At 63.6% G+C, this 26,546-nt stretch carries 28 protein-coding genes and 1 riboswitch; of the genes, 17 read left to right on the top strand and 11 right to left on the bottom strand.

Annotated features, from left to right (window positions below; translation table 11 throughout):
- Positions 1-6 precede the first annotated feature (6 nt).
- On the bottom strand, positions 7-1,764 hold the full coding sequence (locus tag OIM99_RS07375) for a glucan ABC transporter ATP-binding protein/ permease (RefSeq protein WP_311849683.1): 1,758 nt from the start codon (positions 1,762-1,764) through the stop codon (positions 7-9).
- 232 nt (positions 1,765-1,996) lie between these two features.
- Here OIM99_RS07375 and OIM99_RS07370 point away from each other — a divergent pair, with 232 nt between their 5' ends.
- From OIM99_RS07370 to OIM99_RS07335, 8 genes are all read left to right on the top strand, one after another.
- Positions 1,997-2,704 (top strand): CoA transferase subunit A, encoded by a 708-nt coding sequence (locus OIM99_RS07370; protein ID WP_311849682.1) that lies wholly within the window; start codon positions 1,997-1,999, stop codon positions 2,702-2,704.
- Between the two features lie 22 nt (positions 2,705-2,726).
- Positions 2,727-3,386, top strand: coding sequence for a CoA transferase subunit B (locus OIM99_RS07365; RefSeq protein WP_311849681.1), 660 nt, complete (start codon positions 2,727-2,729; stop codon positions 3,384-3,386).
- A 142-nt stretch (positions 3,387-3,528) separates the two neighbouring features.
- Complete coding sequence (locus OIM99_RS07360) at positions 3,529-4,293, top strand: dienelactone hydrolase family protein (RefSeq protein WP_311849680.1); 765 nt, start codon at positions 3,529-3,531, stop codon at positions 4,291-4,293.
- A 12-nt stretch (positions 4,294-4,305) separates the two neighbouring features.
- Complete coding sequence (locus OIM99_RS07355) at positions 4,306-4,581, top strand: DUF6295 family protein (protein WP_311849679.1); 276 nt, start codon at positions 4,306-4,308, stop codon at positions 4,579-4,581.
- Positions 4,582-4,708: 127 nt separating this feature from the next.
- Positions 4,709-6,118, top strand: coding sequence for a tetratricopeptide repeat protein (locus OIM99_RS07350; protein ID WP_311849678.1), 1,410 nt, complete (start codon positions 4,709-4,711; stop codon positions 6,116-6,118).
- A gap of 12 nt (positions 6,119-6,130) precedes the next feature.
- On the top strand, positions 6,131-8,554 hold the full coding sequence (locus OIM99_RS07345; RefSeq protein ID WP_311849677.1) for a FecR domain-containing protein: 2,424 nt from the start codon (positions 6,131-6,133) through the stop codon (positions 8,552-8,554).
- Positions 8,555-8,667: 113 nt separating this feature from the next.
- Positions 8,668-9,627: an acyl-CoA desaturase gene (locus OIM99_RS07340; RefSeq protein ID WP_311849676.1), complete on the top strand. Its 960-nt coding sequence runs from the start codon at positions 8,668-8,670 to the stop codon at positions 9,625-9,627.
- Between the two features lie 3 nt (positions 9,628-9,630).
- Positions 9,631-10,959: a hypothetical protein gene (locus OIM99_RS07335; RefSeq protein WP_311849675.1), complete on the top strand. Its 1,329-nt coding sequence runs from the start codon at positions 9,631-9,633 to the stop codon at positions 10,957-10,959.
- Between the two features lie 173 nt (positions 10,960-11,132).
- Here the strand turns inward: OIM99_RS07335 and OIM99_RS07330 are convergent, their stop codons facing one another.
- Positions 11,133-11,435, bottom strand: a complete 303-nt coding sequence (locus tag OIM99_RS07330; protein WP_409371484.1) for a 4a-hydroxytetrahydrobiopterin dehydratase — start codon at positions 11,433-11,435, stop codon at positions 11,133-11,135.
- Positions 11,435-12,316 (bottom strand): phenylalanine 4-monooxygenase, encoded by an 882-nt coding sequence (phhA, locus tag OIM99_RS07325; RefSeq protein WP_311849673.1) that lies wholly within the window; start codon positions 12,314-12,316, stop codon positions 11,435-11,437. Before phhA ends, OIM99_RS07330 begins: the two co-directional genes overlap by 1 nt.
- Positions 12,317-12,690: 374 nt before the next feature.
- Between phhA and OIM99_RS07320 the strand changes: the two genes are divergently transcribed.
- The 9 genes from OIM99_RS07320 (at position 12,691) to OIM99_RS07280 (ending at position 20,889) form a co-directional block, all read left to right on the top strand.
- Positions 12,691-13,929 carry an ABC transporter substrate-binding protein gene (locus OIM99_RS07320; protein ID WP_311849672.1) on the top strand — a complete coding sequence of 413 codons (1,239 nt, stop codon included), beginning with the start codon at positions 12,691-12,693 and terminating at the stop codon, positions 13,927-13,929.
- Between the two features lie 238 nt (positions 13,930-14,167).
- Positions 14,168-15,034, top strand: coding sequence for a branched-chain amino acid ABC transporter permease (locus tag OIM99_RS07315; RefSeq protein ID WP_311849671.1), 867 nt, complete (start codon positions 14,168-14,170; stop codon positions 15,032-15,034).
- Positions 15,031-16,029, top strand: a complete 999-nt coding sequence (locus OIM99_RS07310) for a branched-chain amino acid ABC transporter permease (protein ID WP_311849670.1) — start codon at positions 15,031-15,033, stop codon at positions 16,027-16,029. The genes OIM99_RS07315 and OIM99_RS07310 overlap by 4 nt, the downstream gene beginning before the upstream one ends.
- Positions 16,026-16,748, top strand: a complete 723-nt coding sequence (locus tag OIM99_RS07305) for an ABC transporter ATP-binding protein (RefSeq protein ID WP_311849669.1) — start codon at positions 16,026-16,028, stop codon at positions 16,746-16,748. The genes OIM99_RS07310 and OIM99_RS07305 overlap by 4 nt, the downstream gene beginning before the upstream one ends.
- The gene (locus OIM99_RS07300; protein ID WP_311849668.1) at positions 16,748-17,452 is read left to right on the top strand and encodes an ABC transporter ATP-binding protein; all 705 of its coding nucleotides are present in this window, start codon (positions 16,748-16,750) and stop codon (positions 17,450-17,452) included. The genes OIM99_RS07305 and OIM99_RS07300 overlap by 1 nt, the downstream gene beginning before the upstream one ends.
- An 88-nt stretch (positions 17,453-17,540) precedes the next feature.
- Positions 17,541-18,245: a GntR family transcriptional regulator gene (locus OIM99_RS07295; RefSeq protein ID WP_311849667.1), complete on the top strand. Its 705-nt coding sequence runs from the start codon at positions 17,541-17,543 to the stop codon at positions 18,243-18,245.
- A gap of 239 nt (positions 18,246-18,484) precedes the next feature.
- Complete coding sequence (locus OIM99_RS07290) at positions 18,485-19,087, top strand: amino acid synthesis family protein (protein WP_311849666.1); 603 nt, start codon at positions 18,485-18,487, stop codon at positions 19,085-19,087.
- Positions 19,059-19,856 carry an alpha/beta hydrolase gene (locus OIM99_RS07285; RefSeq protein WP_311849665.1) on the top strand — a complete coding sequence of 266 codons (798 nt, stop codon included), beginning with the start codon at positions 19,059-19,061 and terminating at the stop codon, positions 19,854-19,856. Before OIM99_RS07290 ends, OIM99_RS07285 begins: the two co-directional genes overlap by 29 nt.
- 61 nt (positions 19,857-19,917) lie before the next feature.
- A complete protein-coding gene (locus OIM99_RS07280; protein WP_311849664.1) occupies positions 19,918-20,889 on the top strand; it encodes a tripartite tricarboxylate transporter substrate binding protein in 972 nt (323 codons plus the stop codon).
- Here OIM99_RS07280 and OIM99_RS07275 read toward each other — a convergent pair.
- From OIM99_RS07275 to OIM99_RS07240, 8 genes are all read right to left on the bottom strand, one after another.
- Positions 20,876-21,505, bottom strand: a complete 630-nt coding sequence (locus tag OIM99_RS07275) for a thiamine phosphate synthase (protein WP_311849663.1) — start codon at positions 21,503-21,505, stop codon at positions 20,876-20,878. The two genes, OIM99_RS07280 and OIM99_RS07275, sit on opposite strands and share 14 nt — an antisense overlap.
- Positions 21,502-22,311 carry a thiazole synthase gene (locus tag OIM99_RS07270; RefSeq protein WP_409371483.1) on the bottom strand — a complete coding sequence of 270 codons (810 nt, stop codon included), beginning with the start codon at positions 22,309-22,311 and terminating at the stop codon, positions 21,502-21,504. Before OIM99_RS07270 ends, OIM99_RS07275 begins: the two co-directional genes overlap by 4 nt.
- The gene (gene thiS, locus OIM99_RS07265) at positions 22,271-22,483 is read right to left on the bottom strand and encodes a sulfur carrier protein ThiS (RefSeq protein ID WP_311849661.1); all 213 of its coding nucleotides are present in this window, start codon (positions 22,481-22,483) and stop codon (positions 22,271-22,273) included. The genes OIM99_RS07270 and thiS overlap by 41 nt, the downstream gene beginning before the upstream one ends.
- Positions 22,480-23,664, bottom strand: coding sequence for a glycine oxidase ThiO (thiO, locus tag OIM99_RS07260; RefSeq protein WP_311849660.1), 1,185 nt, complete (start codon positions 23,662-23,664; stop codon positions 22,480-22,482). Before thiO ends, thiS begins: the two co-directional genes overlap by 4 nt.
- A 43-nt stretch (positions 23,665-23,707) precedes the next feature.
- Positions 23,708-23,839, bottom strand: a riboswitch (TPP riboswitch).
- 28 nt (positions 23,840-23,867) lie between these two features.
- The gene (bioB, locus tag OIM99_RS07255; RefSeq protein WP_311849659.1) at positions 23,868-24,842 is read right to left on the bottom strand and encodes a biotin synthase BioB; all 975 of its coding nucleotides are present in this window, start codon (positions 24,840-24,842) and stop codon (positions 23,868-23,870) included.
- Positions 24,839-25,408, bottom strand: coding sequence for a biotin transporter BioY (locus OIM99_RS07250; protein ID WP_311849658.1), 570 nt, complete (start codon positions 25,406-25,408; stop codon positions 24,839-24,841). The genes bioB and OIM99_RS07250 overlap by 4 nt, the downstream gene beginning before the upstream one ends.
- A gap of 103 nt (positions 25,409-25,511) precedes the next feature.
- Positions 25,512-26,168 carry a GntR family transcriptional regulator gene (locus tag OIM99_RS07245; RefSeq protein ID WP_311849657.1) on the bottom strand — a complete coding sequence of 219 codons (657 nt, stop codon included), beginning with the start codon at positions 26,166-26,168 and terminating at the stop codon, positions 25,512-25,514.
- Positions 26,169-26,275: 107 nt separating this feature from the next.
- On the bottom strand, positions 26,276-26,536 hold the full coding sequence (locus OIM99_RS07240; RefSeq protein WP_311849656.1) for a hypothetical protein: 261 nt from the start codon (positions 26,534-26,536) through the stop codon (positions 26,276-26,278).
- Between the last annotated feature and the right edge of the window lie 10 nt (positions 26,537-26,546).

Raw genomic sequence — 26,546 nt, 5'->3', positions numbered from 1 at the left:
ACGTCTTCAATGGGCGTCGGCCATGAACTGCGCCCGCGCCAAAGCCGCGAACTTGCCGTTCAGCGCGACGAGTTCGTCGAACGTGCCGCTCTCGACCACGCGGCCCTGATCGAACACGAGAATGCGCGAGGCATTGCGGATCGTCGCCAGACGGTGGGCGATGATGAAAGTGGTGCGACCTTGCATGGCCGCTTCCAGCGCCGCCTGCAGCAATTTCTCCGTCGTCGCATCGAGCGCGCTCGTCGCTTCGTCGAAGATCATGATCGGCGGGTCTTTGAGCAGCGCACGGGCGATGGCGACGCGCTGACGCTCGCCGCCCGACAAGGAGCGGCCGCGCTCGCCGACGATGGTCTTGAGCCCGTCCGGCTGGCGCTCGATGAATTCTTTGGCCTGCGCCCGTTCAATGGCGAGCTGCACTTCTTCGTCCGTCGCATCGGGCTTGCCGACGCGGATGTTCTCCTCGATCGAGCGCGCGAACAGCATCGGCTCCTGGAACACGACGCCGATATTGCGGCGGAGCGATTCGAGCGTCATGGCGCGAATGTCGACGCCGTCGATCAGCACACCACCTTTCACCGGATCATAGACCCGGTGCAGCAGACCCAAGGTCGTCGATTTGCCCGAGCCGGTGGCACCCACCAGAGCGATGGTTTCGCCAGGCGAAACGTCGAAGCTGACATCGTCGACGGCGACGCGGCGCGTGTCATAGTTGAACGTCACATGATCGAAGATCACACGCCCTTCCAGCCGGCCGATGTCGCGCGCGCCCGGCAGATCGCTCACCTGCGGCTTGGTGTCGAGCACGTCGAAATATTCCTGCATCTTCGGCGCTACCATCAGCATCCAGTTCACGAAGGTGACCACCTGTTCGAGCTTGCTGACGAGCAAGGTGGCGAAACTCATGAAGGTGACGATCTGACCGATGGTCGTCAGGCCGTGCATGTAGAGCCAGGTGCCGAGCAGAAAGATCGACAGCAAGGTCAAGGTCGCAGCGGCGCGCGTCGCCACCGCCGCCAAGGCCCACCAGGAGAGCACCGGGATCTGCGCCGCCAGGAACATATCGCTGATGTTGCGCAGCGCCTGCGACTCGCGCTGGATACGCGTGAAGCTTTGAATGACCGGCACATTGCCCAGCGCGTCCGAGGCGCGCTCGGCGAGATCGGTCGACAGCATCTCGACCCGCCCCTGCAGACGCTCGGTGTGATGCAGCACCCACCACATCACGGCCGCGAACAGGAACACCAGCACCACCAGCAGCGCGCCCAACCGCCAGTTGATGAACATGGTCGCCGGCAGCAGGATGAACAGACCGACGAAGGACGAACAATTATCGCGAAAGAACGTCAGCCACAGGCCGGCCATCGAGGTCGCGCCATCGAGCATGGTCTTCAACAGGCGGCCGGAATGCACCGAGGAATGGAAGCCGAGCGGCAGATGCAGCACATGCTCGAAATATTGTCCCATCACGACCAGACGGCGCCGGTGCGACAACCGGTCGGCATGCATGGCGACCAGCACCGAGGCCGCGATGGTGAAGAAGCCGAACGCACCCCAGGCGCCCATCAGGACGCTCAGCTCGCTCCAGCTCACCGCCCGCGCCTCTTTCTGGGCTTCCGTCAGTTTGTCGATGATGCGGCCGAACAGGACCGGCTCGGCGAAGGCCGCGACCGCCAGCGCCAAATTGGCGAGCACCAGGGCGATAGCGAGGTTGCGCTCGCTGCCGAGCTGGCCAAGGACGCGGATATAAAGCTTAAAAATCTTCATTCGCCGTCTCTACCGGGTCAATCGCCGCAAGATAATCCATTCATGAATAATCCGGCTATAATCGAGCCGCGCCGGCCGCGCCAGCCATGACTGCATCGCCAAGACCGTATTACATGGCGGGTCAACGGCCCCCTGACATCCTCCGTTCCCCGCCGGCCGATAAATGGCTTGGATTCAGCGGGGCTGGCGGGTATTCATCTGCGGTCACTTTCCGACATTTTCCGGTGGTTCCATGAACAAGGTATATCCTGACGCCCGTAGCGCCATGGCCGGTCTGCTTAAGGACAACATGACGATCATGTCCGGCGGCTTTGGTCTCTGCGGTATTGCTGAAGTTCTTGCCGACGCGATTCTCGAATCCGGCGTTAAGGGCCTGACTGTCATTTCCAACAATGCGGGCGTCGACGGCATTGGCCTCGGCAAGCTGTTGGAAACCCGGCAGATCAAAAAAATGATCTCCTCCTATGTCGGCGAGAACAAGATTTTCGCCCAGCAGTATCTGGCCGGCGAGCTGGAGCTGGAATTCACGCCGCAAGGCACCCTGTCGGAGCGCATTCGCGCGGGGGGCGCCGGCATCCCGGCCTTCTTCACCAAGACCGGCGTCGGCACGATCATCGCCGATGGCAAGGAAGTGCGCGAATTCGACGGCGAGAAGTATGTGATGGAGCGGGCGCTGCACGCCGATCTCTCGATCATCCACGCCTGGAAGGCGGATACCGAAGGCAATCTCGTGTACCGCAAGACGGCGCGCAACTTCAATCCGATGATGGCCACCGCCGGCAAGGTCACGGTGGTCGAGGTGGAAGAGCTGGTCGAAGCTGGCCAGATCGAACCTGACCAGATTCATACGCCCGGCATCTTCGTCAACCGCATCGTACTGGCGAAGGACGCCCCCAAGCGCATCGAGTTCCGCACCACGCGCAAGCGCGTGATGGCATAGCTATCGTAAAGGGAGAGGCACTATGGCCTGGACACGCGAACAGATGGCCGCCCGCGCCGCGAAAGAGCTGCAGGACGGGTTTTACGTCAATCTCGGCATCGGCATTCCGACGCTGGTTTCCAACTACATTCCCGCTGGCATCAGCGTGCAGCTGCAAAGCGAGAACGGCATGCTCGGCATGGGCCCGTTCCCCTATGAAGGGGACGAGGACGCCGATCTGATCAACGCAGGCAAGCAGACGATCACCGAACTGCCGACGACGAGCTATTTCTCATCGGCCGACTCGTTCGCGATGATCCGCGGCGGTCATATCGATCTGTCGATCCTCGGCGCCATGCAGGTGGCCCAGAACGGCGATCTCGCCAACTGGATGATCCCTGGCAAGATGGTGAAGGGCATGGGCGGCGCGATGGATCTCGTCGCTGGCGTCAAGAAAGTCGTCGTCGTCATGGAACATGTCGCCAAGGACGGCCCGAAACTGCTCAACCGCTGCACCTTGCCGCTGACCGGCGCCGGCGTCGTCGACATCGTCATCACCGATCTCGGTGTCTTCAAGGTCGATCAGAAGGGCAAGGACGGATTGACCCTGCTCGAACTGGCCGATGGCGTCACGCTCGAGGAAATCAAGAGCAAGACGGAAGCGCCGTTCAAAGTAGCGCCGGGTCTCGCCGTCGCCGCTTGATTCAAAGCGACAGCACGTCTTTTCGCGCCGGGCTTAATGCCCGGCGTTTTTGTTGGAACCGTTCGCTCCGCCATGCATTTCGCCAAGTGGCGGGACGAGATAGACTGGCGCCAAAATCCATAAATTCGTCAGGGAGTTTTCAATGTCATATCTGGGCATGGTCACCGAGGTTGTGCCGTTCGCCGCGCATGGGGGCGAAGCGGGACAGGCCTATTACGCGCGGCCGACGACGCAGCAGACCGTCGGCGGCGTCGTGCTGATCCACCACATGCCCGGCTGGGACGACTGGATTCAGGAAGCCACCCGCAAGGTCGCCCATTTCGGCTTCGCCTGCATCGCCCCCGATCTCTACTTCCGTGAACGGCCGGGCTCGCCCGACGATTGCGCCGCCCGCGCCCGCGCCAAGGGCGGCGTCAGCGACGACCAGGTGATGGGCGATGTCGCCGGCGCCATGGCCTTTCTGCGCGCGCAGTCCAACAGCAACGGCAAGGTCGGCGTGATGGGGTTCTGCTCCGGCGGCCGCCACACCTATCTCGCCGCCTGCCGGCTCAAGCGCATTGACGCCGCCGTCGACTGCTGGGGCGGCCGCGTGATCGTCGAGGATCCCGCCGACATTACGCCCGCGCGGCCGGTGGCGCCGATCGAACTCTCCGCCGGCATCTCCTGCCCCCTGCTCGGCATTTTCGGCAATGACGACCCTAATCCGAGCCCGAAACAGGTCAACGAGACCGAAGCCGTGCTGAAAAAGCTCGGCAAAACCTACGAATTTCATCGCTACGACGGCGCCGGCCACGGCTTCTTCGCCGCCGATCGGCCGGCCTATCGGCCCGAACAGGCCACCGATGCCTGGCGCAAGGTCATCGATTTTCTCGACCGCACCATCGGGCCTCGCGCCCGCTTCGCCTGAAGGAGATCTCTCATGTGCTCATACATCGTCGAAAAGGTCGCCCTCACCGGCAGCGCCAAGGCGCAAACCGACTGGCGCAGCATTGACACCGCCCATGTCTATTTCGACCACCCGTTCCACACACCGCTCGACCATGCCCTGTCGATCGACTTCATCAACGAAGCGGCCGGCGGGCGCGAGCGCATCGCCGTGGAACTGTCGGCCGAAACCGCCCGCGAACTCGTGAAGGCGATCACAACAGCCCTCGATCGGGGCGAGATGGAACACGCCGGTCTTAACCAGTATTGAGGCTTTCCCGTCACAGTAGAAAGTTACGCTCCGATCCGGGATATACAGTTCTTCCCGGGTACTATATGGTTTAGCTGGGGTTAAGCTGGCCTGGACAGCCGGCTGACGCGTGTAAGGAGCGTAAGGGGTGGCTGCGAAAATCTCGCCGGATTGCGGGCCGGCGAACGTTTGGGGGCGTGGCGACCGATCGAATGCGCGCCTCGGCCGATGGATTCAACGTCAGGCCGTCACCGTGCTGGGCGCGGCATTTCTCGTCCTTTCAACGGCTTCTTCGCAGGCGCAAACAGCGCAGCGGGCCGAGTTCGAACAATTGTTCCAGGCCTCCCTGCGCAACCCCAGCGACGCTGCCTTGGCCTTCCGCTTCGCCGAGGTCGCCTCGCAGATCCAAGATTATGAAGCGGCCATCGGCGCACTCGAACGCATCCTGTTTTACAACAGCACGCTCGGCCGGGTTCGTCTGGAACTCGGCATTCTTTACTTTCGTCTGGGCTCTTATGCACAGGCGAAATCTTATCTCGAAACCGTTCTGGCCGAGCCGGACGTGCCCTTCGAAGTGCGCGCCCGCGTCCAGCCCTATCTGACCGAGATCGAGCGCCGCAACAGCCGCCACGGCTTCCAGGCTTTCGCTCAAATTGGCGTGCGCCATCAGAGCAATGCCAATGCCGGACCGGACGGCGGCAATGTCCGCATCTTCGGTTTCGACGGACAGATCAGCCAGAACTTCGCCCGCAGACCGGACTGGAACCTCTTCGCGCTCGGCGGCATGCGCTATGTCTATGATTTCGACAATCAGCGCGGCGACACCTGGGAAACCTTGGTGCAGGGCTATGCGACGCGGCAGAACCGCTTCACCCAGCTCGACGTCCTGCTCGGCGAAATCACCACCGGCCCGCGTCTTGCCATCCTGCCGGATGTCCTGACCGGCTGGACCTTCCGCCCCTACATCATCGCCAACGGCTTCCAGCTTGGCGGCAATCCCTACATGCGCACGCTGGGCTACGGCGCCAGCGTCGCCGCGCCGACACCGTTCGGCGGCATCATCGAAGTGGGTGCCGAAAGCCGCCGCCGCACCTTCTCCAGCTCGTTCACCTATCCGACCGCCTATGGCCAAACCGGCCGGCTCGACAATGTCTACGCCACCTTCGTTTATCCGATGGCGCCCTGGGCGCGGCTGAACCTGCGCGCCGTGCTTGGCCGCAATTCATCCATCGAGAGCTACAATTCCTTCAGTCAGAACGGTCTTGAAGCGTCGCTGTCGATGGATTTCGAGCCGCCTTTCGCGGCGATCCAGAAGCGTTGGACGGTGACGCCCTTCGTCAGCCGCTACGCCACCCGCTATACAACGCCGAATATCGTGATCGATCCGTTCGTGCGCCGTAACGATACCGACTGGCGCGCCGGTGTTGCCTTCGACATGCCCGTGCATGAGAATTTCGGTTTCGGTGCGCAGCTCGTGTGGTCGAAGACCACGTCGAGCCTGGCCAATTACCGCACCAATAATTTCACCATCGTGATGGGCCCCACGGCTCGCTATTGATCGGAGACGATGATGAAGCTGCGATCAACTCTTCTTTCCGGCCTCTCGCTTCTGGCCCTGGCCTGCACGCCAGCTTTGGCGCAACAGAAGGTCGGCACCGCCGGCGCGGTCAATCCGGCGACGACATCGCAACGCGGCACGGCGAGCCGCACCATCGACATGGGCAGCGACGTCATTTTCCGCGAGCGCATCGTTACCTCCGGTTCCGGCTCGCTGCAGGTCACCTTCGTCGACAAGTCGACGCTCAACATCGGCCCGAACAGCCAGCTCGTCATCGACGAATTCGTCTACGACCCCAACGCACAGACCGGCCGCACGGCGATCAGCCTGACGCGCGGCGCCATGCGCTTCGTCGGCGGCCAGATCAGCAAGAGCGGCAATGTCGCCATCAAGACGCCGACGGCGACGATCGGCGTGCGCGGCGGCGTGGCGATGATCTTCCAGACGCCGCAGGGCACGCAGGTAACTAACCTGTTCGGCCGTACCACGGTCTCGACATCCGGCGGCACCGAAGTCATCTCCCGGCCCGGCTTCGGCATCGACATCGTCGACCCCAATCAGCCGCCACCGACTCCTGAACGCGTGACGCAAGCGCAGCTCGATGCCGCCAACAAGCAATTGACCAGCCGCACCGCGCAGAACGGCGGCTCGAAGAATCCACCGAGCGACACGACGGCGACGCAAAACGGCCTCGGCCTCACCAATGCGATGACCGAGCCGCGCAACACCATTCCGCAGCAGCAGGCGAGCACGTCGACCAACGGCGCCAACGGGCCACGCATCCTGTCGAGCTCGCCGCAATACATCGCTCAACTGACGCAGAACGCCACGTCGGGCACGGCGGCCTCGCAACGCACCAATCCCAACGTCGTACCACCGCCCCCGCCGCCACCTCCTCCCCCACCGCCGCCGACCGCGCATCAGCCACGCACCTATGCGCTCGTCAGCGCCGGCGGCGCGCCTTACCTGATGGGCAATTTCATCACCAACGGTGCGGTCGTCATCACGCCGGCCTATGGCTATCGCAACGGCGGCGAAGGCACCGCCGGTTCGCGCACGCGCTTTGCCACCGCCGCTCTCTCGATCAACGGACAGGGTGCGAACCAGCGCTCGACCTTGGCCGGCGCAACCGGCAGTTTCATCAGCGATGGCACGCCTGAGGGATCGCGCTTCACCGGCGGCTTCGTCGCCGCGAGCCGCCAGAGCGCCGGCCAAGGCGCCGGCTTCTCGAGAGGCAATCTGACATCGGTGCCCGGCAGTATCGCCCTCAACAACGATACTTTGCCGACGCAGATGGTGCTCAACCAGAACCGCTATGTGCCGTCGAGCGGCCAGATCGTGCCGGATCTGGCAACCCAGCATCTTGGCGACACGTCGCCGACCACGAGCTACGGTTATCAGATCCCAGTAGCCGGCGGCCCGGCGCCGAGCGGCGTTGGGGCCAACCGCGCGGGCGGCGACTGGCAAGGCTATGCCGCCGGCACGATGCAATCCTTCACCATCGACTCGAATGGCAATGCATCGTCGAACGGTGACGCCGCCATCGTCTATGGCCAAACGCAACTCAAGTTCAATCCGGGCAATTCGACGGCTTCCGGATCCATCACCTTCGTCGAAGCTTTGGGCGGCTCGATCGGCGCGCTGGTCGGCGGCATCTTCCAGTTCGGCGCCAATCCCGCCGATCCGGCGGCACCCGTGCGCTCCGCCTATATCGATCAAAACAATTGGGTGATGCGCGAACAGGTCTCGCGCAACGGCACCACGGTCACGGGCAATTCCTACGCGCTCGAATATCAGCCGTCGGAAACCTTCGCGCCCAGCAACAATGGCAGCAGCGTCGCCCGACCGTCCGATCCGAGCCGGCCGAACAGCATGGTGCTGGTGCCCTGGAGCATGTTCGAGGCGCAGGACGCCGCGACGGCGCGCAGCTTCTTCCCGACCATCACCCAATGGCGCAATTACGAATACACCCAGTGGGGCTTCTGGGCCGGCGAGATGAACTACACGTCGAACGACGGCACGCGCCAGCAATTGCGCACCGGCAATCTCAACACCTGGGTCGCCGGCCAGCCAACCGACATCGCCTCCATGCCGACCACAGGCTCGGGCACCTATACCGGCCATGCCATCGCCAATATCCGCGCCGGCAGCAGCGAATATGTCGCCGGCGGCGACTTCTCGCATACGGTCGACTTCGGCGCCCGCACCGGCAACTTTGCGATCAACAATCTCGACGGCCGCAATTACACCGGCACGTCGGCCTTTCTCGCCAACAGCGTGAATTTCTACGGCGGCCTGACGGGCTCAAGCGCCGTCGGCACGTTCGACGGCTCGTTCTATGGACCACACGCCATCGAAACCGGCGGGCGCTTCATGTTCCAGAGCACGGGCGAAGCGCTCTATATGGGCTCCGGCATTTTCATCGGCCGACGCTAAAGAAACGTAATAGGTGCCTTGGAACGATGGACTCGCTCCGCGAGTCGGCCTTCGGGCAGTCGGTCCGCGGCAACGGTCGCAAACGGCGACCATGAAGACGAAGGGAATGCACCATGACGGAGCTTTCCGAGAGTCGAGACAATACGCTCGTCGAAACGCCCGGCTGCAGCGCGGCTGAAGGCATCGTGCATTGGGACCCAGTCCATTCCCTCTGGAACGGCGGCATGCTCGCCACCGCTTTGATCCTGGGGCCATTATTCTTCACTTGGAGCGCCCTGGCGGTTTTTGTGCTGCTGACCGGCGCGGCGCTTCTGCTCGGCCACAGCGTCGGCTTTCACCGCCGCCTGATTCACCACAGTTTCGAGTGTCCGTTGTGGCTCGAGCGCACGCTGGTATGGGTCGGCACCTGCGTCGGCATGAGCGGCCCGTTCTGGATGATGAAAACCCATGACCTCAGAGATTGGGCGCAACGCCAGCCGGTCTGTCACGATTATCTCGGCCACGGCCGCCCGATGCTGATCGACGGGCTTTGGCAATTGCACTGCCGGCTCGAACTGACGCGACCGCCGACCTTCGATCTCGGCTCCGCCGGTCGCGACCCCTTCTATCGTTTCCTCGAAGCCACCTGGATGCTGCAACAGGTACCGATCGCGGTGCTGCTCTTTCTCCTGGGCGGCTGGCCTTGGGTGATCTGGGGTGTCTGCGCCCGCGTCGCCATATCGGTAACGGGCCATTGGTTCGTCGGCCATCTCGCCCATCGCCACGGACCGCAGAGCTGGCTCGTGCAAGGTGCCGCCGTGCAGGCGCACGACGTGCCCTGGGCCGCCATCCCAACCATGGGCGAAGCCTGGCACAACAATCATCATGCCTTCCCCAGATCAGCGCGGATCGGTCTCTATCCCGGACAAAGCGACTGGGGCTATCGCTTCATTCTGCTGCTGGAACGTCTCGGCCTCGCCTGGAACGTTCTTCTGCCCACAGACTTGCCGCACCGAAAGATGCTGGTGCCCGTGCCATCGGAGGAACCACATCACGCCCCTGCGACTGCCGCCCGCGCACCAGCGAGAAGCTGACGCATGCGTGCGGTGTTTTCCCTGAAAGGCGAATTGTCCCAGCCACTCTATGCGCTGTTGGCGCCGATCCTGATCCTGACACAACACCTCGTCGTGGCGCTCGCCGCCAAGGCACTCGGACAGACACCGAATTACGACATCGGATTCTGGCTGCTGCCGCTGCGCCGCCTCGCCTTCCTCGCTGACTTCGCGCCCTGGGCGACGGCGCTGGCCCTGGTCTTCAGTCTCGCGGTCGCCTGGGCGCTCGCCGTTCTGTCGTTTCAACGCGCCTCGCGTGCGCGCGGCGGCTATACATTGGCCGCCCTCGCCATCGTTCCTGGCGTGCAAATCCTGTCGGTAATCCTGCTCGCTCTGTTGCCCGATCGCCCGGCCGCGCCGACCCAGGATCAGAAAGCCGGCGCGAACGTCGCGCATATCCTGCAAGGCGTTTTCGCCGGCGGCGCGATCATCGTTCTGGCCGTGCTCATCTCCGCCGTCACCTTCGGCACCTACGGCTGGGGCCTGTTCGTCGCCACGCCCTTTCTCGTCGGCGTCATCACCGCCTATCTCGCCAATCGCGACAGCGCGCTGACGTTCAAGCAGACCGCGCTGCTCGTCGTGCTGGCCGCCGGCCTCGGCACTCTGGCGCTCGTCATGCTGGCGCTCGAAGGCATCGTCTGCATCGCACTCGCCGCACCGCTCGGCGCGCTCGTGGCCATGGCCGGCGGCGCGCTGGGACGCATGGCCGCCTTGAAGGGCCGCAACCAGGGCCGACCGCTCACCAGCATCGTCTTTCTGCCAGCGGTGTTCTTCGTCGAGTCCGTCGTGCCGCCGGCACTCCCCATCGCCATGCATGAGACGATCGACATCGCGGCTCCACCCACGGCCGTCTGGCAGGCGCTGACCAGCGACGCGCCGATCGCCGCTCCACCCGGTCTCGTCGCCTATGCCGGCCTCGCCTATCCGATCTGTGGCCGCATCATCGGCGAAGGCGTCGGCGCGCAACGCATCGGCGAATTCTCGACCGGCCTGGCCTGGGAACAGATCACCGCCTGGGAGCCGGACCGCAAACTCACTTTCACCGTCCTGATCCAGCCGCCGATCATGAAGGAGATCAGCCCTTATCGTCACGTGCATGCGCCGCATGTCTCAGGCTATTTCGAGACGAGCACCACGAGTTTCGAATTGCAGCCGCTCGCCAATGGCGCCACGCGGCTGACAGCGCGCGCCGCGCATATGCTGCGCATGGATCCGGTGTTCTATTGGGAGCCGATGGCACGATGGGCCATTCACGCCAACGTCACTCGTGTTCTGCAAGACATCAAGCAGAAGGCGGAAACAGCGCCGCACTAAAATCGGCAATTTTTCGCTGAAAAATGCGCTTGAAAATGCCCTTGCATGGGGTTGTTCCTCAGAATCTCGCAACACCCCTCCCCGAACGCGATTCTGGGCGCCCCGCCGCAGTAAAACCGTACCTAAAATACGAGGGGAGGACGGCGGAATTATGCTCTTGAAACGCGATGATCCTACAGCCCCGAACGAGCCGCCAGCTTGTCGATCTCACGCGCCAAAGCGATGTCGCGTTCGGACAGGCCTTTGGCATCGTGGGTGGTCAGCAGGATCGAAACGCGGTTGTAGACATTGGACCATTCGGGATGGTGATCGGCCTTCTCCGCCAGGAGCGCCACCGCCGACATGAACGAGAACGCCTCGACGAAATTCTCGAATTTGAAATCGCGCGTGATGGCGTCGCGTTCGAAATGATAATGCCAGGCGCCTAAGCCCGCCAAAGCCTTGTCGCGCGCCGCCGCATCGAGCTTCTTGACCATCATCTCGCCTTTGACTGCGTTTGTCCCTTGGCATGCGCATAGGCCTGCGTGCCCAGATGATAGACGATATCATCGGGCAGCACCGCATCGGTCGCATAGGGCTCCGAGCCTTCGAGCTCTTCGTAGATCGGCCCGAAATCGGTCTTCTCGGTCTTTTCGAGGAGATCTTCCAGACTGTCGATGACGAAATAGGTCTGCTGATAATCGTCGATCTTGTAATTGGTGCGCATCAGACGCTTCAGACCGAAACCCAACCGATTGGGCGAGGGATCGTCGAGCGCGAACACCGACTCGCCATAGGACGAGACGATGCCCGCGCCATAAATACGCAGATGATCGCCATCACGGATCAGGCCGAATTCCACCGTGTACCAATAGAGCCGCGCCAGCTTTTCGATGGCGCCACGTCCGGCGGCGCGCAAGCCGCCCTTGCCATAGGCCTGCATGTAGTCGGCGAAGACCGGATTGGCGAGCAGCGGCACGTGGCCGAAGACATCGTGAAACACATCCGGTTCTTCGAGATAATCGATCTGCTCAGGCGTGCGAATGAAACGGCCGGCGACGAAACGCCGGTTGGCCAGATGATCGAAGAACACTTCGTCGGGCACGAGGCCCGGCACGGCCACCACCTGCCAGCCGGTCGCCTTCATCAGCCGATCGCTGAGTTCGTTGAAATCGGGAATGCCGGGCTTCGACAGACGCAGAATGTCGAGCCCTTCGAGGAAAGCCGGCGTCACGCGCTGCGGCAGCATGGCCGACTGTCGCTGGAACAGCCGGTCCCACATGGCATGCTCATCCGGCCGATAGCTGGACCAGGCTTGCGGTATGGTCCAGTCCGCGGCCGCACCCGGCGGCGGGGAAGATGACAAGACCGTCGTCATGCACGGAGCTTAGCAGAAAATGCGGCGTTTTTCCACGCGATCACCGCCAAAGTGATCTCAACGATCGTTTGCAATGTTTGTTCACGCCGCACTGCACAGCGGCTCGACAAAGCCAGACAGGCAGGCGAAACTCCACGCAGACGAGCCCCTGCCGGGTTCGACACTGAACTAATTGATAAGTCCCGTTCCCACGGGTTTTGCTGAAGATAGGGGAATCACGAAGGCTTTGCAGCCAAGCGAAGTCCAACCGGGACGAAGGGGCCGGCCCGACATCATGTCACTGCATCCGTGCCATCGACAGCCACTTCACCATCCCAAACAATAACGCGACCAGATCGCCGCCTTAAAGCGCGGCGGGGCAGGAGGGATCATTCATGTTGATTGACCGTTCGAAGTTCAGCCGGCGCACCGTTCTCGCAGGCACCGCCGCCGGCACGGCCGTATTGGCCACCCCATCCATTCTGCGCGCGCAGGCGCAGACCCTGAAAATCGCGGTTCTCCTGCCGCGCTCCGGCTATCTCGCCCAGGCGGGACAGAGCTGCCATCGCGGCGCTTTGGTCTCGGCGCCGGTCTTGGCCGATCTCGGCTACAAGGTCGAAATGGTGCATATCGACATCGAGTCCAATCCCGATGTCGCGCGCACGCAGGCCGAACGCGCCATCAACGAAGGCGCCCATTGCATCGTCGGCGCCTTTGACTCGGCGGGAACACTCGCCATCGCGCAGGTGTGCGAACAGCGCCAGGTGCCGCTCATCGTCAACATCGCCGCCGCGCCGCAATTGACCGAACAGGGCTATAAATTCCTGGTGCGCAATTTCCCCACAGGGCAAATGCTGGTGAGCGGCGGCCTGCAACAGCTTAAAACGCTGATCTCTGCCACCAAGGTCGAGCCGAAGACGGCGGTCTTCCTGCATGCCAACGACACGTTCGGCATGGCGCAGCGCCAAGGCATGGACAAGCTGTTCCCCGCCGCCAACATGCCGTTCAAACTGGTCGAATCGATCGCCTACGATCCCAAGGCGCAGGACTTGTCGGTCGAAGTCACCAAGATGCGCAGTCTCAACCCGGACATTCTGCTGGTCGTGACCCGCGCCGCCGATGCGATCAAGCTGATCCGCGACGTCGTCAGGCAGAAGTTCCAGCCGATGGCCATCCTCTCGCCCGGTTCGCCCGGCCTCTATGACGAGGAATTCTTCAAGGCGCTCGGACCGCTCGCCGACTACTGCGCCTATGCTTTGCCCTGGGCCAATCCCAAGTCGAAGTCGTCGCAGGCACTGGAAGCCGCCTTCAAGAAGATGCAGCCGGATTTCCGCTTCCCGATCGAATGTTTCAACGTCGGCTTCACCTTCGACGCTCTGCTCACCGCCGCCGATGCCTTCAAGCGGGCCGGCTCGACCAATGGCGTCGAACTGATGAAGGCGCTGAAGAGCACCAATCTCGTCGATCACGCCATGATCGGCCCGCCGATCACCTTCGACGAGAAGGGGCAGAACAACAATATTCCGGCCGCCGTCGTGCAGAATCGCGGGCGCGTGCCGACCGTCGTTCTGCCGGCCGACGTCGCCACCATGACGCCGGTTCTCCCCGCGCCGCCGTGGCAGGGCCGCACCTGAGCCACGGCGCACAGCCTCTGTGTCATCCCGGACACGCGAAGCGTGATCCGGGAACCTGGGGCAACAGCTCCAATGTAAAATGGAAAATAGGAGCACGTGGCTCGACAAAATCGACGGCGTCTCTACCATTTGCCCCTGGATCCCGGATCGCGCCGATGGCGCGTCCGGGATGACACCAAGGTTGCGGCCACCGCCATAAGTCCAGCGACGAGGATCAAGATTTGAGGACCAGAAATTCATGACGGCCATCACCTTGAATATCATCGTTCAAGGTCTGCTGACCGGTCTCGTTTATGGTTTGATGGCGCTGGGCCTGTCGGTGATCTTCGGCGTCATGCGCGTCGTCAATTTCGCCCATGGCGAATTCGCCGTGGTCGCGATGTATGCCGCCTTCGTCCTGTTCGAGCGGCTCCACCTCGATCCCTTGATCTCGCTACTGCCGATCGCCGTGGCCTTTTTCATTCTCGGCTACGGATTGCAACGCACTTTGATCAATCCCTTCATCGGCCGCGCGGAGCACGAACAGTTCATTCTGCTCGTCGGCCTGGCGACGGTCGTCATCAACGTGCTGCTGATCGCCTTTGGCCCGGACGCGCGGCCGGTCAATCTGTCCTACAGTTTCGACAGCTATGACGTTGGCCCGCTGATCATCGACAAGGTGCGGGTGTTCGCCGCGCTCGCGGCCTTGGCCGTCTCGGCCGCGCTGTTTCTGTTCTTTCGCTATACGCGCACCGGCACGGCGATCCGCGCCTGCGCCGACAATCTGACGGGCGCGGCCGTCGTCGGACTCAACGTCAAACAGCTCTATGCGGTCACCTTCGGCATCGGTTTCGTTTGCATCGGCGCGGCCGGTGCCTTGATGGAGACCATCGCCGACGCCTCGCCCAGCCTCGGCCCCTCCTACACTCTGATGGCCTTCGTCATCGTCATCATCGGCGGCCTGGGCTCGATGGCCGGCGCCCTCGTCGGCGGCGTCCTCATTGGCGTCTCGGAAGCCTTGGCCGGCTTCTTCATTCAGCCCTCGATGAAGAGCATGTTTTCCTTTGCCTTGTTGATCCTGGTGCTGATCCTGCGGCCGCAAGGCCTGATGGGGCGCCGCCTATGACCGCGCTGTGGAATGAAATGCCCCGGCACGGCAAATGGCTCACCCTCTTGCTGCTGCTCGTCTTCATCGCAGCACCCTTGGTGGTCGACCGCTATCTGCTGTCGGTCCTCGTCCTGGTGCTCTATTTCGCTTATCTCGGCCAGGCCTGGAATCTGCTGATGGGCTTCGCCGGACAATTGTCGCTCGGTCATGCGCTCTATCTCGGCCTCGGCGCCTATACGGCAACGACGCTCTGGCTGTTGTTTGGCATCGGCCCGTGGATCGGCGTCTTCGTCGCCATTGCGGTTGCGGCGGCCGCTGGCCTGATCGTCGGCTGGCTCGGCTGGCGCTTTGGCGTCGAGGGCGTCTATTTCGCCTTGCTCACCATTGCCTTCGCCGAATTCACCCGCATCGGCTTCGACCATCTGGGCCTCACCGGCGCGTCCGGCGGTCTGTTCCTGCCCGTCAGCCCCACCGCGCATGACTGGTGGAATCTGAACGGCGGCGTGCATCTCTTCTACTATGTGGCCTTGATCCTCGCCGTCGCTGCCACCCTGCTTGCCGCCTGGCTGCGGCAATCGCCGCTCGGCTATCGCTGGCTCGCCGTGCGCGAGGATCCGCTGGCGGCGCAGGCGGTCGGCATCAATGTCTTTCGCGTGCGCATGATCGCCATGCTGATCTCCGCCGGCATGACCGCCGTCGGCGGCGTCTTCTACGGCTTCTATTATCGCAACCTGTTTCCCTCGCAGATTTTCGACATCAGCCGTTCGATCGAATTGATCCTCGGCCCGATCATCGGCGGACTGGGTACGATCTTCGGCCCGATCGTCGGCGCCATCATCCTGACGCCCCTGGGAGAGAGCCTCACCACCTTCATGCAAAGCTCCGGCTTCAACGTGCCCGGCGCCAAATCGATCTTCTACGGCATCATCCTGATGATCATCATTTCGCTGCGGCCATCGGGTGTGTGGCCCTGGCTCGCCAAACATCTGCGTCTCGACAGGCCGAAGTCATGAGCGGCTTGCTTTCCGTCAACGGCGTCAACAAGCGCTTCCGCGGCCTCGCCGCGGTGAGCGATGTCAGTTTCGAGGTGCAACCGGGCGAAATCTTCGCGGTGATCGGGCCCAATGGCGCCGGCAAGACGACGCTGTTCAACATGATCGCCGGCGCCATGGCCGCCGACAGCGGCACGATCCATTTCGACGGCCGGCCGATCGACGGACTGCGCGCCGACGAAATCGCCCAGCGCGGCATCGGCCGCACCTTTCAGATCGTCAAACCCTTTCCCGCCCTCTCCGTCGAAGAGAATGTCGTCATCGGCGCCCTGCTGCACACCGCGACGATCGACGAGGCGCGCATGGTGGCGCGCGATATCCTGCAACAGCTCGATCTCACGACCAAACGCAGCCAGATCGCCGCCAGTCTCACCTTGCCCGACCGCAAGCGCCTGGAAGTCGCCCGCGCTTTGGCGACCAAGCCGAAACTGCTGTTGCTCGATGAAGTGATGGCGGGCTTGCGGCCGACGGAAACCGATCGCATCGTTTCCATCCTCAAGGATCTCAACCGCACGGGCCTCACCATTCTTCTGATCGAACATGTCATGCGCGCCGTCACCGCGCTCGCCTCGCGCATTCTGGTGTTGCAGCATGGCGCGGTGATCGCTGAAGGCACGCCGGAGACGGTGCTGCGCGAACGCGCGGTGATCGAATCCTATCTCGGCGTGGAGGAACTGTGATGCTCACAGTCGACAACCTCAGCGTCTTCTATGGCGATGCACAGGCGCTTGATGACGTCAGCCTTGCCGTCGAGGCCGGCACGATCGTCGCCATCGTCGGCGCCAATGGCGCGGGCAAGACGTCGCTGATCCGCACCATCGGCGGCATGATCAAGCCGGCGACGGGTCGCATCCGCTTTCACGATCAGGAGATCGCCGGCTGGCCCAGCCATCTCGTCTGCAATCTCGGCATCGGCCAGGTGGCGGAAGGACGCCAGGTTTTCCCCTCCCTCACCGTCGCGGAAAATCTCGACATGGGCGCCATGCTGCCGCGCGCCAGGGCCAATCGGGCGCGCAACCGCGCGCGCGTCGAGGCGATGTTCCCGAAACTGTCGGAGCGGCTCGGCCAGGCGGCCGGCACGCTGTCGGGCGGCGAACAGCAGATGCTGGCGATCGGCCGCTGTCTGATGGGAGAGCCGGAGCTGATCATGTTCGACGAGCCCTCGCTCGGCCTCGCCCCCTCCATCGTCCACGACGTGCTCAAAGCCATTCGCGATCTCAATGCCGCCGGCATGACCTGCGTCCTGGTCGAGCAGAATGTCGCCGTATCGCTGAAAATCGCCAATCGCGCCTATGTGCTCGAAAACGGCCGCGTCACCCTGTCGGGCACCGGGGCGGAACTGCTCGCCGACGAACGCGTGCGACAAGCTTATCTCGGCCTTTAACAGGCACTGGCAAGCATCGGCTTGTCAGCGTCTTGGCGCATCTCGTATTATGGCATTCTAAAAGCCATCGCGTGATGCAAGGTTCGAGATGCCCCCGTCGAAGAAAGCCGCCGCCGAACCCTTGTCGCTGAATGTCGGCGGGCTCTCGCGCAGCTTGCGCGAACTGGCGCTGGAGAAGATGCGCGACGCGATCCTCGAATCGCATTTCAAGCCGGGCGCGCGTCTGGTCGAACGCGATCTGTGCACGCAGCTCGGCGTCAGCCGCACCATCGTGCGCGAAGTGCTGCGCCATCTGGAATCCGAAGGGCTGGTCTCGACGTCAGGCACGCGCGGTCCCATCGTCGCGCTGACGACGCCCGAACAGGCCATGCAGATCTATGAAATTCGCGGCGCGCTCGAAGGCATGGCCGCCAAGGCCTGCGCGCAAGGCAACAAAGCTGAAATCGCCGACGCGCTCGATGCAGCGCTGGAACGGATCAGAAGCGCCTATCGCAAGCGCGACATGAACCGCGTGCTGAGCGAGACCTCCGAATTCTACCGCACCCTGTTCGAAAGCGCCGGGCGCGACGTCGCCTGGGGCGTGGTGAATGCGCTCACCGCCCGCATCAACCGCCTGCGCTCGATGACGATCCGTACACCCGGACGCGACGCCAACGGCCCGGCGCAAATGCAGCGCATCGTCGATGCCATCCGCAAGGGCAATGGCGATGCCGCCGCCCGCGCCGCCCAGGAGCACGTCGCCCAGGCCTCGGCCATCGCCCGCGATATGCTGGCGGAAAGCGCGACGGCTTAAACATCCTAACTAGCTGATTTTGCGTCTCCATCTGTGTCATCCCGGACACGCGCAGCGTGATCCGGGAGCCAGGGGCGTCCGACCGAAGCCCCTACCACACGCCCCTGGATCCCGGGTCGCCCGCTGGGCGCCCGGGATGACACCGAGGTTTAACCAAACCTCCCCAAACCCAGCCGATTGACGCCCGCCATTTTGGTATGCCATAATATAGTAGTATTGAATGGCACAGGAAGAGGCCCGTGGCTTTAGCTCTCCGTAAAACACTGCTGCAGGTCGAGACGACCTTCATCGAAGGCCAGAAGGCCGCCGCGCAACCGCTGAAACTGTTCGCGGCCATGGCGGTCCTCACCAATCCCTGGGCCGGCCGCGGCTTCGTCGAAAATCTCAAACCCGAAATCCATGAGATCGCGCCGGTGCTGGGCCAGCTCCTGACCGGCATGATCCTCGATGCCGTCGGTTCCGGCGAAGCGGTGGAAGGCTATGGCAAGGCCGCGGTCGTCGGCCTCGACGGCGAGGTCGAACACGGCTCCGCTCTCATCCACACACTGCGCTTCGGCAATCACTATCGCCAGGCCGTCGGCGCCAAATCCTATCTCGCCTTCACCAATACGCGCGGCCCGGCCAATGCCCCGCTCATGATCCCGCTCATGGACAAGAACGACGAAGGCCGCCGCTCCCACTATCTGACGATCCAGACCGCCATTCCCGATGCCCCGGCGGCCAATGAAATCGTCATCGCGCTGGGCGCTTCCGTCGGCGGCCGGCCGCATCACCGCATCGGTAATCGCTACGAAGACCTCAAAGAACTCGGCCATGACGTTGCCAATCCCGCCGCGGTCTAAAACGCGCGGTGGCGCGGCTTATGTCGATGTCGGCAGCGGCGATCCGCTGGTTCTGATCCATGGCGTCGGCCTGCGGCTCGAAGCCTGGCTGCCGCAGATCTCGGCACTCAGCACCGACCATCGCGTCATCGCCATCGACATGCCCGGTCACGGCGAGAGCGAACGCCTCGTCGATGACGACGCGCCGCTCGAAGCCTTCGTCGCCTGGTGCGGCACGGCGCTCGATGATCTTGGTCTGGCGGAGGTCAATCTCGCCGGTCACTCCATGGGCGCGATGATTGCCGGCGGCATGGCCGCCACCTTCGGCCAACGCATCAAGCGTGTGGCGCTGCTCAACGGCGTCTATCGCCGCGACGATCAGGCGCGTGCCGCCGTTATCGCCCGTGCCGACGCCATCCGCGCCGGCGAGATCGATTACGACGGCCCCTTGCAGCGCTGGTTCGACGCAAGCTGCCAGGCAAGCGAAGCCTATCGACTGACCAAAACCTTGCTGCGTCAGCTCGACCCGAAAGGCTATGCCACCGCCTATGGCGCTTTCGCGCGCGGCGATCTGGCTTTTGCCGACGCTTGGCCGACCGTCGCCGGCCCCGCCCTGTTTCTCACAGGCGAAGGCGACCCCAATTCGACACCCGCCATGGCGCGGGACATGGCCGCAGCCGCGCCGGCCGGCATCGGCGAAATCATCGAAAACCACCGCCACATGGTCAACCTGACCGCGCCGCAGAACGTCAACAGGCTGCTGCGCGACTGGCTGGCCCGCACAGTTTGAGGGCGGACATCTTGAGGGAAAGCCTGCCGTCGCAGGCACAGACTAAGACCGGGAGGGTCGCATGCGTTTTTGGACCACATGGATCGCGACAGCCGTCGCCACGGCCTGCGTTTTCGCGCCGCCCGCCGCCGCCGAATATCCCGATCGGCCCATCACCTTGATCGTGCCCTATGCGGCCGGCGGCTCCTCCGACATCGTCGGCCGGCTGTTCGCCGAGCGGCTCGAGCGGCAGATCGGCCAGCCCTTGGTGATCGAGAATGTCGGCGGCGCCGGCGGTGGCGTCGGCGCCCATCGCGTCGCCACCGCCAAGCCCGATGGCTATACGCTGCTGATCGGCTCCGGCTCGGAAGTGCTGATCCGCCAGCTCTTGCAACCGACACCCTATGACGGGCTGAAGGACCTCACCGCCATCAGCATGATCGGTACCGGGCCAATGGTGGTCCTCGGCAAGCCGGGCCTTGCCGCCACATCGCTCGCCGACGTGCTGGCGCTGGCGCGCGCCAAGCCGGACACGCTCTCCTATGGCAGTGCGGGCGCTGGCACCTTCATGCATCTCGCCGGCGAAGCGATCAAATTCCGCACGCAAACGAAAATCTCGCATGTCGCCTATCGCGGCGCCGCCCCCGTGATCACCGACGTGATCGCCGGCCATATCGATCTCGGCGTGGCCTCCCTCGCCTCGGCCTTGCCTTTCATCCAGGCCGGTCAGGCCAAGGCCTTCGCCGTCACCTCGCCCAGCCGCACCGAATTCGCGCCGCAAGTGCCGCCGCTCTCCGATACGCCGGGCCTTGCCGGCTTCGACCTGGAACTGTGGATCGGCTTCTTCGGCCCCGCCAACATGCCCGCCGCCGTCACCGACAAGCTGCGCGCCGGCACCCTGAAAGTTCTCGACGATCCGGAGCTGAAGAAGAAGCTCGCCGATCAGGCCATCGCCGTCCGCAAGCTCGTCGGCGACGATCTGACGAGCTTCCTGACGAACGAGAACAACAAATACCGCACCATCATCAAGGATGGCGACATCAAGATGCAGTAAGGGGACGATCGAGCGCCGCGCGGAAGCGAAGCACGACCGCTTCCGGATCTTCCGCGCGCATCACATCGCCCATCACCGCAACGCCAGCAGCGCCGGCGGCCAGACAAGCCGGCACCCGATCGCCGGTGATCCCGCCGAGCGCGATCACCGGCAAGCCGATGGCACGGACGCGCTGCAATGTCGCCGTGCCCAAAGCCGGGCCATAGCCGGGCTTGCTGGCGGTGAGGAAGATCGGGCTCAGGGTCGCATAATCAGCACCGGCCGCTTTCGCCGCTTGCACCTCGGTTTCATTGTGAGCGGAGATGCCGATCAGCGCATCGGCGCCGAGCAACGCGCGCGCCGCACCTATATCGTCTATCGACGACAGATGAACCGCTGGCGTGCCCACCTCGACCGCCAGCCCGGCATCACCGCCAATCGTCAGCACCGCGCCATATGTTCTCGTCAAATCGCGCAGACGCCGTGCAATGTCCCGACGTTCGCCGGCCGCCAGATCGCGATCGCGAAACCAGATCCAGCGCGCGCCGCCGGCAAGCGCCGCATCGACCACGTCGATGAGATCGCGCGGCGCCTGATGCCGGTCGGTGACAACAAGCAGCCGGTCCGGCAGGCTCACGAGCCGACCAGCCCGAGCTGCGGGCTCGACGGTTCGGCCCGGCCCCGGCGCGCGATGCGGCCGGCCTGGCGCGCGTTCCAGCCCGCCTTCACCGCGTACCGCATGGCATGGGCCATACGCACGGGATCGTCGGCCTTGGCCACCGCCGTGTTGAGCAAAACGCCGCTCGCGCCGCATTCCATGGCGATGACGGCATCGGAGGCCGTGCCAATGCCGGCATCGACGATCACCGGCACGGGCGAACGGGCGCAGATCAATTCGAGATTGCCGGGATTGGCAACGCCCATGCCAGAGCCGATCAATGAGCCCATCGGCATGACCGCCGCAGCGCCGAGATCGGCGAGACGCGCGCACACCACCGGATCGTCATTGCAATAGGGCAGCACGACGAAGCCGTCATCCACCAACTCACGCGTCGCTGCCAGCAATTCGCCGACATCGGGATAAAGCGTCTCGCGATCGCCGATGACCTCAACCTTGATCCAATCGGTGCCCAAGGCTTCGCGCGCCAATTGCGCGGTGAGGATGGCATCACGCGCCGTCTCGCAACCCGCGGTATTGGGCAGAAAGCGACGGCCGGCGAGCAGACGCACCGTATCCGATCCGTGACCTTGCAGAGAGATACGGCGCACCGACAGCGTGACGAGATCGGCACCGCTCGCTGCGATGGCATCGACCATGATGCGCTGGTTGGGATAGCCCGCCGTGCCGATGAACAGCCGCGACGACAGGGTGACGCCGGCTATGGTGAGAGCATCCGTCATATCAACCTCCGGCAAAGGCGCGGATGATTTCCACGCGGTCATCGTCGGATAAAGACGTCTTGGCCCAATCGGGCTGACGCACGACCTTACCATTCAGCGCGATGGCAAAACCCTTCGTATTAGGCAGATCGAGTTCGGCGGTCTCTTCGCGCCAGAGTGCATCGAGCGTCGCGGCGGCGCTGTCACGCTCCTGCCCATTGACGATCAATTTCATGCGTGTGCTCCCATCAGTTCGGTGAAGCGGGCCGCGCCGAATTCGGCCGCTGGCCCTGAAATGAGGCCATCGACGACGCATTGCTCGATCGCCGCTGCCGTGACTGGCGCCAGCAGATAGCCGTTGCGATGATGCCCGGTGGCGACAAGCAGGCCGGCGACGCCGGTCTCGCCAAGAATCGGCGCATCGTCGATCGAGGTCGGGCGGAAGCCTGACCATACTGCCTCAAGCGGCATGTCCTCGACCCCTGGCAGAGCGCGCCGCGCCGCTTCGAGCAGCGCGTAGAGACCCCCGGCCGTGACAGTGTCGTCGAAACCGCATTCCTCCATCGTTGCGCCGACGATCAGCGTGCCGTCGCTTTTCGGCGCGAGATGAATCTGTTCGGTCCAGACCATGCGCGACAGAGCTGGCGCCATCGGACGCAGAGCCAGCGATTGCCCTTTCAGCGGGCGCACGGGAATGTCGAGGCCAGCATGTTGCGTCCAGGCCCCCTCAGCCAGCACGACAATCCGCGCCGCACACGGACCATGGCGCGTGGTGACGCCCGTCACGCGACCACCCGCCATCTCCGGCTGCGCCTCGCATTGTTCAGCGAGCGTGCCGCCTTGCGCCAGGAAGGCTTGGCGCAACGCCGCCATCACACGCGGCGGATCGACCTGATGATCGGCGGGACAGAAAATGCCGGCAATGACGGCGGGTTTGAGACCGGGTTCGAGCGCGCGGCATTGCGCGGCGTTGAGCCATTGCGTGGCAAGACCGCAGCGCTGCTGCAGATCGTAGCGCATGCGCAGACGATCGACCTCTTCGCGGCCGAGCGCCACCAGAAGCACGCCATCGGCGCGATAATCGACGCTGCCGCCGCCGTCACCTTCAAGCTCGCGCGCGAAGAGCGGCCACAGCCGCTGGCTTTCCAATGCCAGAGCCAGATGTGTTTCGCCGCCGGGCTCGAGTTCGGCCGCCGCCGCCAGCATGCCCGTGGCCGCGAGGCTCGCGCCTTGACCAACGGTGCCGCGCTCGAACAACGCGACGTCAAGGCCGCGTCGTGCCAGACGCCAGCCGATCGACAAACCGATCAAGCCACCGCCGATGATCGCCACATCGCACGAAGACGGCGGTTCAGGCGCGGCAGGCTGCGCGTCCGAACGGACGCGTCGAAAAGCAGTGGGGGGTGGACCACGCATCGCATCTCCTCGGCCGGTGTGCCGGCGGAGATGATCGGTGTGGCTTGCGCGCGAAATCCAATCCCTCCGCCGGTATGAACCGGATCAGGTTCTAAGGATTTCCGCGCGTTCATCCGGATGATCCGGCGTGCCAGCGGTTTCTCAGCCCCTTGCCGGGGATCTCCCTGGAATGGACGCAGTGTGAAACCACGCCCATAGCGATGTCAAGACGCGAGAATACTTTCCCGTTCACCGATGGCCGCGAACAGATCGGCGTCTTCGCCCAGATCGGCATTAGGTGTCGTCAACAAAGTGTCGCCGTAAAACAGCGAATTGGCGCCGGCGATCAGGCAGAGAATCTGCGCTTCACGGTTGAGATATGAACGACCCGCCGACAACCGCACCGTCGATTGCGGCATGACGATCCGCGCCGTCGCCACCATGCGCACCAGTTCCAGCGGATCGATCCGCGAACGATGGGCGAGCGGCGTTCCCGCGACCGCGACGAGCGCATTGATCGGCACGCTTTCGGGATGCGGATTCATCTGCGCCAGAACCTGCAACATCGACGCGCGATCGCGGATCGTCTCGCCCATGCCGATAATACCGCCGCAGCACAGATCGATGCCGCAGGAGCGCACCGTGGCAAGCGTATCGAGCCGATCCTGATAGGTGCGTGTCGACACGATCTTTCCGTAAAACTCCGGGCTCGTGTCGAGGTTGTGATTATAGGCGGTAAGGCCTGCCTCGGCGAGGCGCTCGGCCTGATGCGGCTGCAGCATGCCCAGCGTCACGCAGGCTTCCATGCCGAGCGCACGCACGCCTTTCACCATGTCGATGACCGCGTCGAACTCCTGGCCGTCGCGCACCTTGCGCCAGGCCGCGCCCATGCAGAAACGCTCCGCGCCGGCCGCTTTCGCCGTCGCCGCGAGCGCCAGCACTTGTTGCGGATTCATCAGCTTTTCACGCGTCAGCTTCACCTCGCGGTGATGCGCCGATTGAGAACAATAGCCGCAATCTTCCGGACAGCCGCCGGTCTTGATCGACAGCAGGCTGGCGCGCTGCACTTTGTTGGGATCGTGATGCTGACGATGCACCGCATTGGCGCGGCCCACCAGTTCGAGCAGCGGCAGATCATGCAGCACGACGATATCGTCGATCGTCCAATCGTGGCGGATCGTTCCGTCGGCACTGTTCATGAGCGCAAGCTCCGCAGATGCGCGACCAGAGCCGGCAGGGTCGAAGCGCCAACGGCCACCAGAGCGATCTTCACGAGATCGCCGAACAGGAACGGCGCGACGCCGACTGCGAGAAGTTGCCCCGCCGGCACGTAGAGCGCGAGCCACGCGACGCCGAGCCCATAGATCAGAGCCAGACCGACGAGCATGGCGGTGAAGCGGCCAAGCAGACCTTTGCCCGCCGCAAGCCAGCCGACCACACCGGAGGCCAGAAGATAGCCGGCGAGATAACCGCCTGTCGGGCCGGCCAGGTAAGCCAGGCCGATGCCGCGCTCCGGCGAACCGGAAAACACCGGCAGGCCAGCAGCACCGGCCGCCAGATAGGCAAGAAAGATCGCCACGGCGCGGCGCGGCCCGAAAGCGACGGCAAAGCCCATCACCGCCAGGGTGTGCAGGGTCATCGGCACCGGCCAGAACGGAATCTGCACCTTGGCGGCGAGTGTCAGGCCGGCGGCTCCAGCGACGATGAGGAAAGGAAGAGACCAGAAGGAGCGGCTTTCGACCGCTCCCGTACTTGCATTTGGCATGTCAGCTCGCTCGCCACAAAATTATAGATAATTTTTGAACTCTATCGCTAAAAGAGTCCATAGACGGGCGCGAATTGCAAGAGCTTGGCCGCAAAAGGCCGGATCAGCCCCGCGCGGCGGGCTTCAACCGGCTGGTTTGCCAGGGCTTTTGCCCGATGGCCTGGACATGCCGGGCGAGCACCTGCGCCGCCGTTTCCACCTGGCCGGCACGCAGAGCGGTGAGAATCGCCCGATGATCCCGATCGGTCGGCGCCTCCCATTCGGCCCGCCAACCCGAAAACAAAAAGCGCGCGCTGGCCGTGTGCAGATCGTCGATCGCCTTGAGCAGGCGCGGCATGGCGCAGGGGGTGAGGATGAGGCGATGGAAATGCCGGTTGGCCAGCTCCCATGCCTGCACGTCGGTCGCCTTATCGCCCGCCCGGGTCGCCTCTTCCGCCTGATCCAAAAGGGCTTTCGTCAGATGCGGCGCTGCCTGGCGCAAGGCCAGCACTTCGAGCGCGGCGCGCATTTCCGCGACCTCCCGCACCTCCTCGACGGTAAAACCCGCCACCCGCACGCCCCGGCGCGGCTCGCTGACCACCAGTCCCTGCGCCTCAAGCCGGCGAAACGCCTCGCGCACCGGCACATGGCTGGCGCCGAATTCCTCGGCGATATGATCCTGCCCCAGCCGCACGCCCGGCGCGATGGCCCCGGCAATGATGCGCTCCGCCAGAATCTTGCTGATCCGCACCGCCAGGGTGTCGTCTTTCGCCGTCGTCATGATTTTATAGATAATTCGACGGAGCGGAGAATGGCAATGCCGATATCCGAAAGCGCTCGCGAGAGGGGCAAAGGATTCAGCGCGACAGGTGGAGACAGGTTTCAATGCTACAGATCTGCTTCCTGGGCCCGAATGATCAGGATGAGAGATCGCGCGATTGAACTGGCCGGGTCTCCGCTTCGATATCCGCTGGAGACCATCTCGATAACGGCCGGAGCTTCCAAATAGGGATCGGCCATCAAGCCGAGTTCCGCAGAAACGATCTTACGTACCAGGGCATGATAGCTGTTACCGCGCACAGCCCTCCTCGCCGTCCACCCAACAGCAATTGCGGCCAATAGGCCCGCTATAGTCAGAATCGTTGTCATTGCCCCCACC

Source organism: Methylocella sp. CPCC 101449 (assembly GCF_031921685.1).
GTDB lineage: Bacteria > Pseudomonadota > Alphaproteobacteria > Rhizobiales > Beijerinckiaceae > Terripilifer.
The sequence above is the reverse complement of the archived record's forward strand: the minus strand, read 5'-3'. Positions and strand labels throughout refer to the sequence as shown.

What these genes read in the sequence shown, in the direction of transcription:
- OIM99_RS07355 (WP_311849679.1), top strand. Translation starts at nt 4,306, where the DNA reads ATGTGCTCATACATCGTCGAAAAGGTCGCCCTCACCGGCAGCGCCAAG.
- OIM99_RS07240 (WP_311849656.1), bottom strand. Translation starts at nt 26,536, where the DNA reads ATGACAACGATTCTGACTATAGCGGGCCTATTGGCCGCAATTGCTGTT.
- OIM99_RS07285 (WP_311849665.1), top strand. Translation starts at nt 19,059, where the DNA reads ATGACGTTGCCAATCCCGCCGCGGTCTAAAACGCGCGGTGGCGCGGCT.
- OIM99_RS07360 (WP_311849680.1), top strand. Translation starts at nt 3,529, where the DNA reads ATGTCATATCTGGGCATGGTCACCGAGGTTGTGCCGTTCGCCGCGCAT.
- thiS (WP_311849661.1), bottom strand. Translation starts at nt 22,483, where the DNA reads ATGAAATTGATCGTCAATGGGCAGGAGCGTGACAGCGCCGCCGCGACG.
- OIM99_RS07345 (WP_311849677.1), top strand. Translation starts at nt 6,131, where the DNA reads ATGAAGCTGCGATCAACTCTTCTTTCCGGCCTCTCGCTTCTGGCCCTG.
- phhA (WP_311849673.1), bottom strand. Translation starts at nt 12,316, where the DNA reads ATGACGACGGTCTTGTCATCTTCCCCGCCGCCGGGTGCGGCCGCGGAC.
- OIM99_RS07305 (WP_311849669.1), top strand. Translation starts at nt 16,026, where the DNA reads ATGAGCGGCTTGCTTTCCGTCAACGGCGTCAACAAGCGCTTCCGCGGC.
- OIM99_RS07315 (WP_311849671.1), top strand. Translation starts at nt 14,168, where the DNA reads ATGACGGCCATCACCTTGAATATCATCGTTCAAGGTCTGCTGACCGGT.
- OIM99_RS07320 (WP_311849672.1), top strand. Translation starts at nt 12,691, where the DNA reads ATGTTGATTGACCGTTCGAAGTTCAGCCGGCGCACCGTTCTCGCAGGC.
- OIM99_RS07375 (WP_311849683.1), bottom strand. Translation starts at nt 1,764, where the DNA reads ATGAAGATTTTTAAGCTTTATATCCGCGTCCTTGGCCAGCTCGGCAGC.
- OIM99_RS07250 (WP_311849658.1), bottom strand. Translation starts at nt 25,408, where the DNA reads ATGCCAAATGCAAGTACGGGAGCGGTCGAAAGCCGCTCCTTCTGGTCT.
- OIM99_RS07280 (WP_311849664.1), top strand. Translation starts at nt 19,918, where the DNA reads ATGCGTTTTTGGACCACATGGATCGCGACAGCCGTCGCCACGGCCTGC.
- OIM99_RS07370 (WP_311849682.1), top strand. Translation starts at nt 1,997, where the DNA reads ATGAACAAGGTATATCCTGACGCCCGTAGCGCCATGGCCGGTCTGCTT.
- OIM99_RS07335 (WP_311849675.1), top strand. Translation starts at nt 9,631, where the DNA reads ATGCGTGCGGTGTTTTCCCTGAAAGGCGAATTGTCCCAGCCACTCTAT.
- OIM99_RS07340 (WP_311849676.1), top strand. Translation starts at nt 8,668, where the DNA reads ATGACGGAGCTTTCCGAGAGTCGAGACAATACGCTCGTCGAAACGCCC.
- OIM99_RS07330 (WP_409371484.1), bottom strand. Translation starts at nt 11,435, where the DNA reads ATGGTCAAGAAGCTCGATGCGGCGGCGCGCGACAAGGCTTTGGCGGGC.
- OIM99_RS07365 (WP_311849681.1), top strand. Translation starts at nt 2,727, where the DNA reads ATGGCCTGGACACGCGAACAGATGGCCGCCCGCGCCGCGAAAGAGCTG.
- bioB (WP_311849659.1), bottom strand. Translation starts at nt 24,842, where the DNA reads ATGAACAGTGCCGACGGAACGATCCGCCACGATTGGACGATCGACGAT.
- thiO (WP_311849660.1), bottom strand. Translation starts at nt 23,664, where the DNA reads ATGCGTGGTCCACCCCCCACTGCTTTTCGACGCGTCCGTTCGGACGCG.
- OIM99_RS07270 (WP_409371483.1), bottom strand. Translation starts at nt 22,311, where the DNA reads ATGACCGCGTGGAAATCATCCGCGCCTTTGCCGGAGGTTGATATGACG.
- OIM99_RS07245 (WP_311849657.1), bottom strand. Translation starts at nt 26,168, where the DNA reads ATGACGACGGCGAAAGACGACACCCTGGCGGTGCGGATCAGCAAGATT.
- OIM99_RS07310 (WP_311849670.1), top strand. Translation starts at nt 15,031, where the DNA reads ATGACCGCGCTGTGGAATGAAATGCCCCGGCACGGCAAATGGCTCACC.
- OIM99_RS07295 (WP_311849667.1), top strand. Translation starts at nt 17,541, where the DNA reads ATGCCCCCGTCGAAGAAAGCCGCCGCCGAACCCTTGTCGCTGAATGTC.
- OIM99_RS07300 (WP_311849668.1), top strand. Translation starts at nt 16,748, where the DNA reads ATGCTCACAGTCGACAACCTCAGCGTCTTCTATGGCGATGCACAGGCG.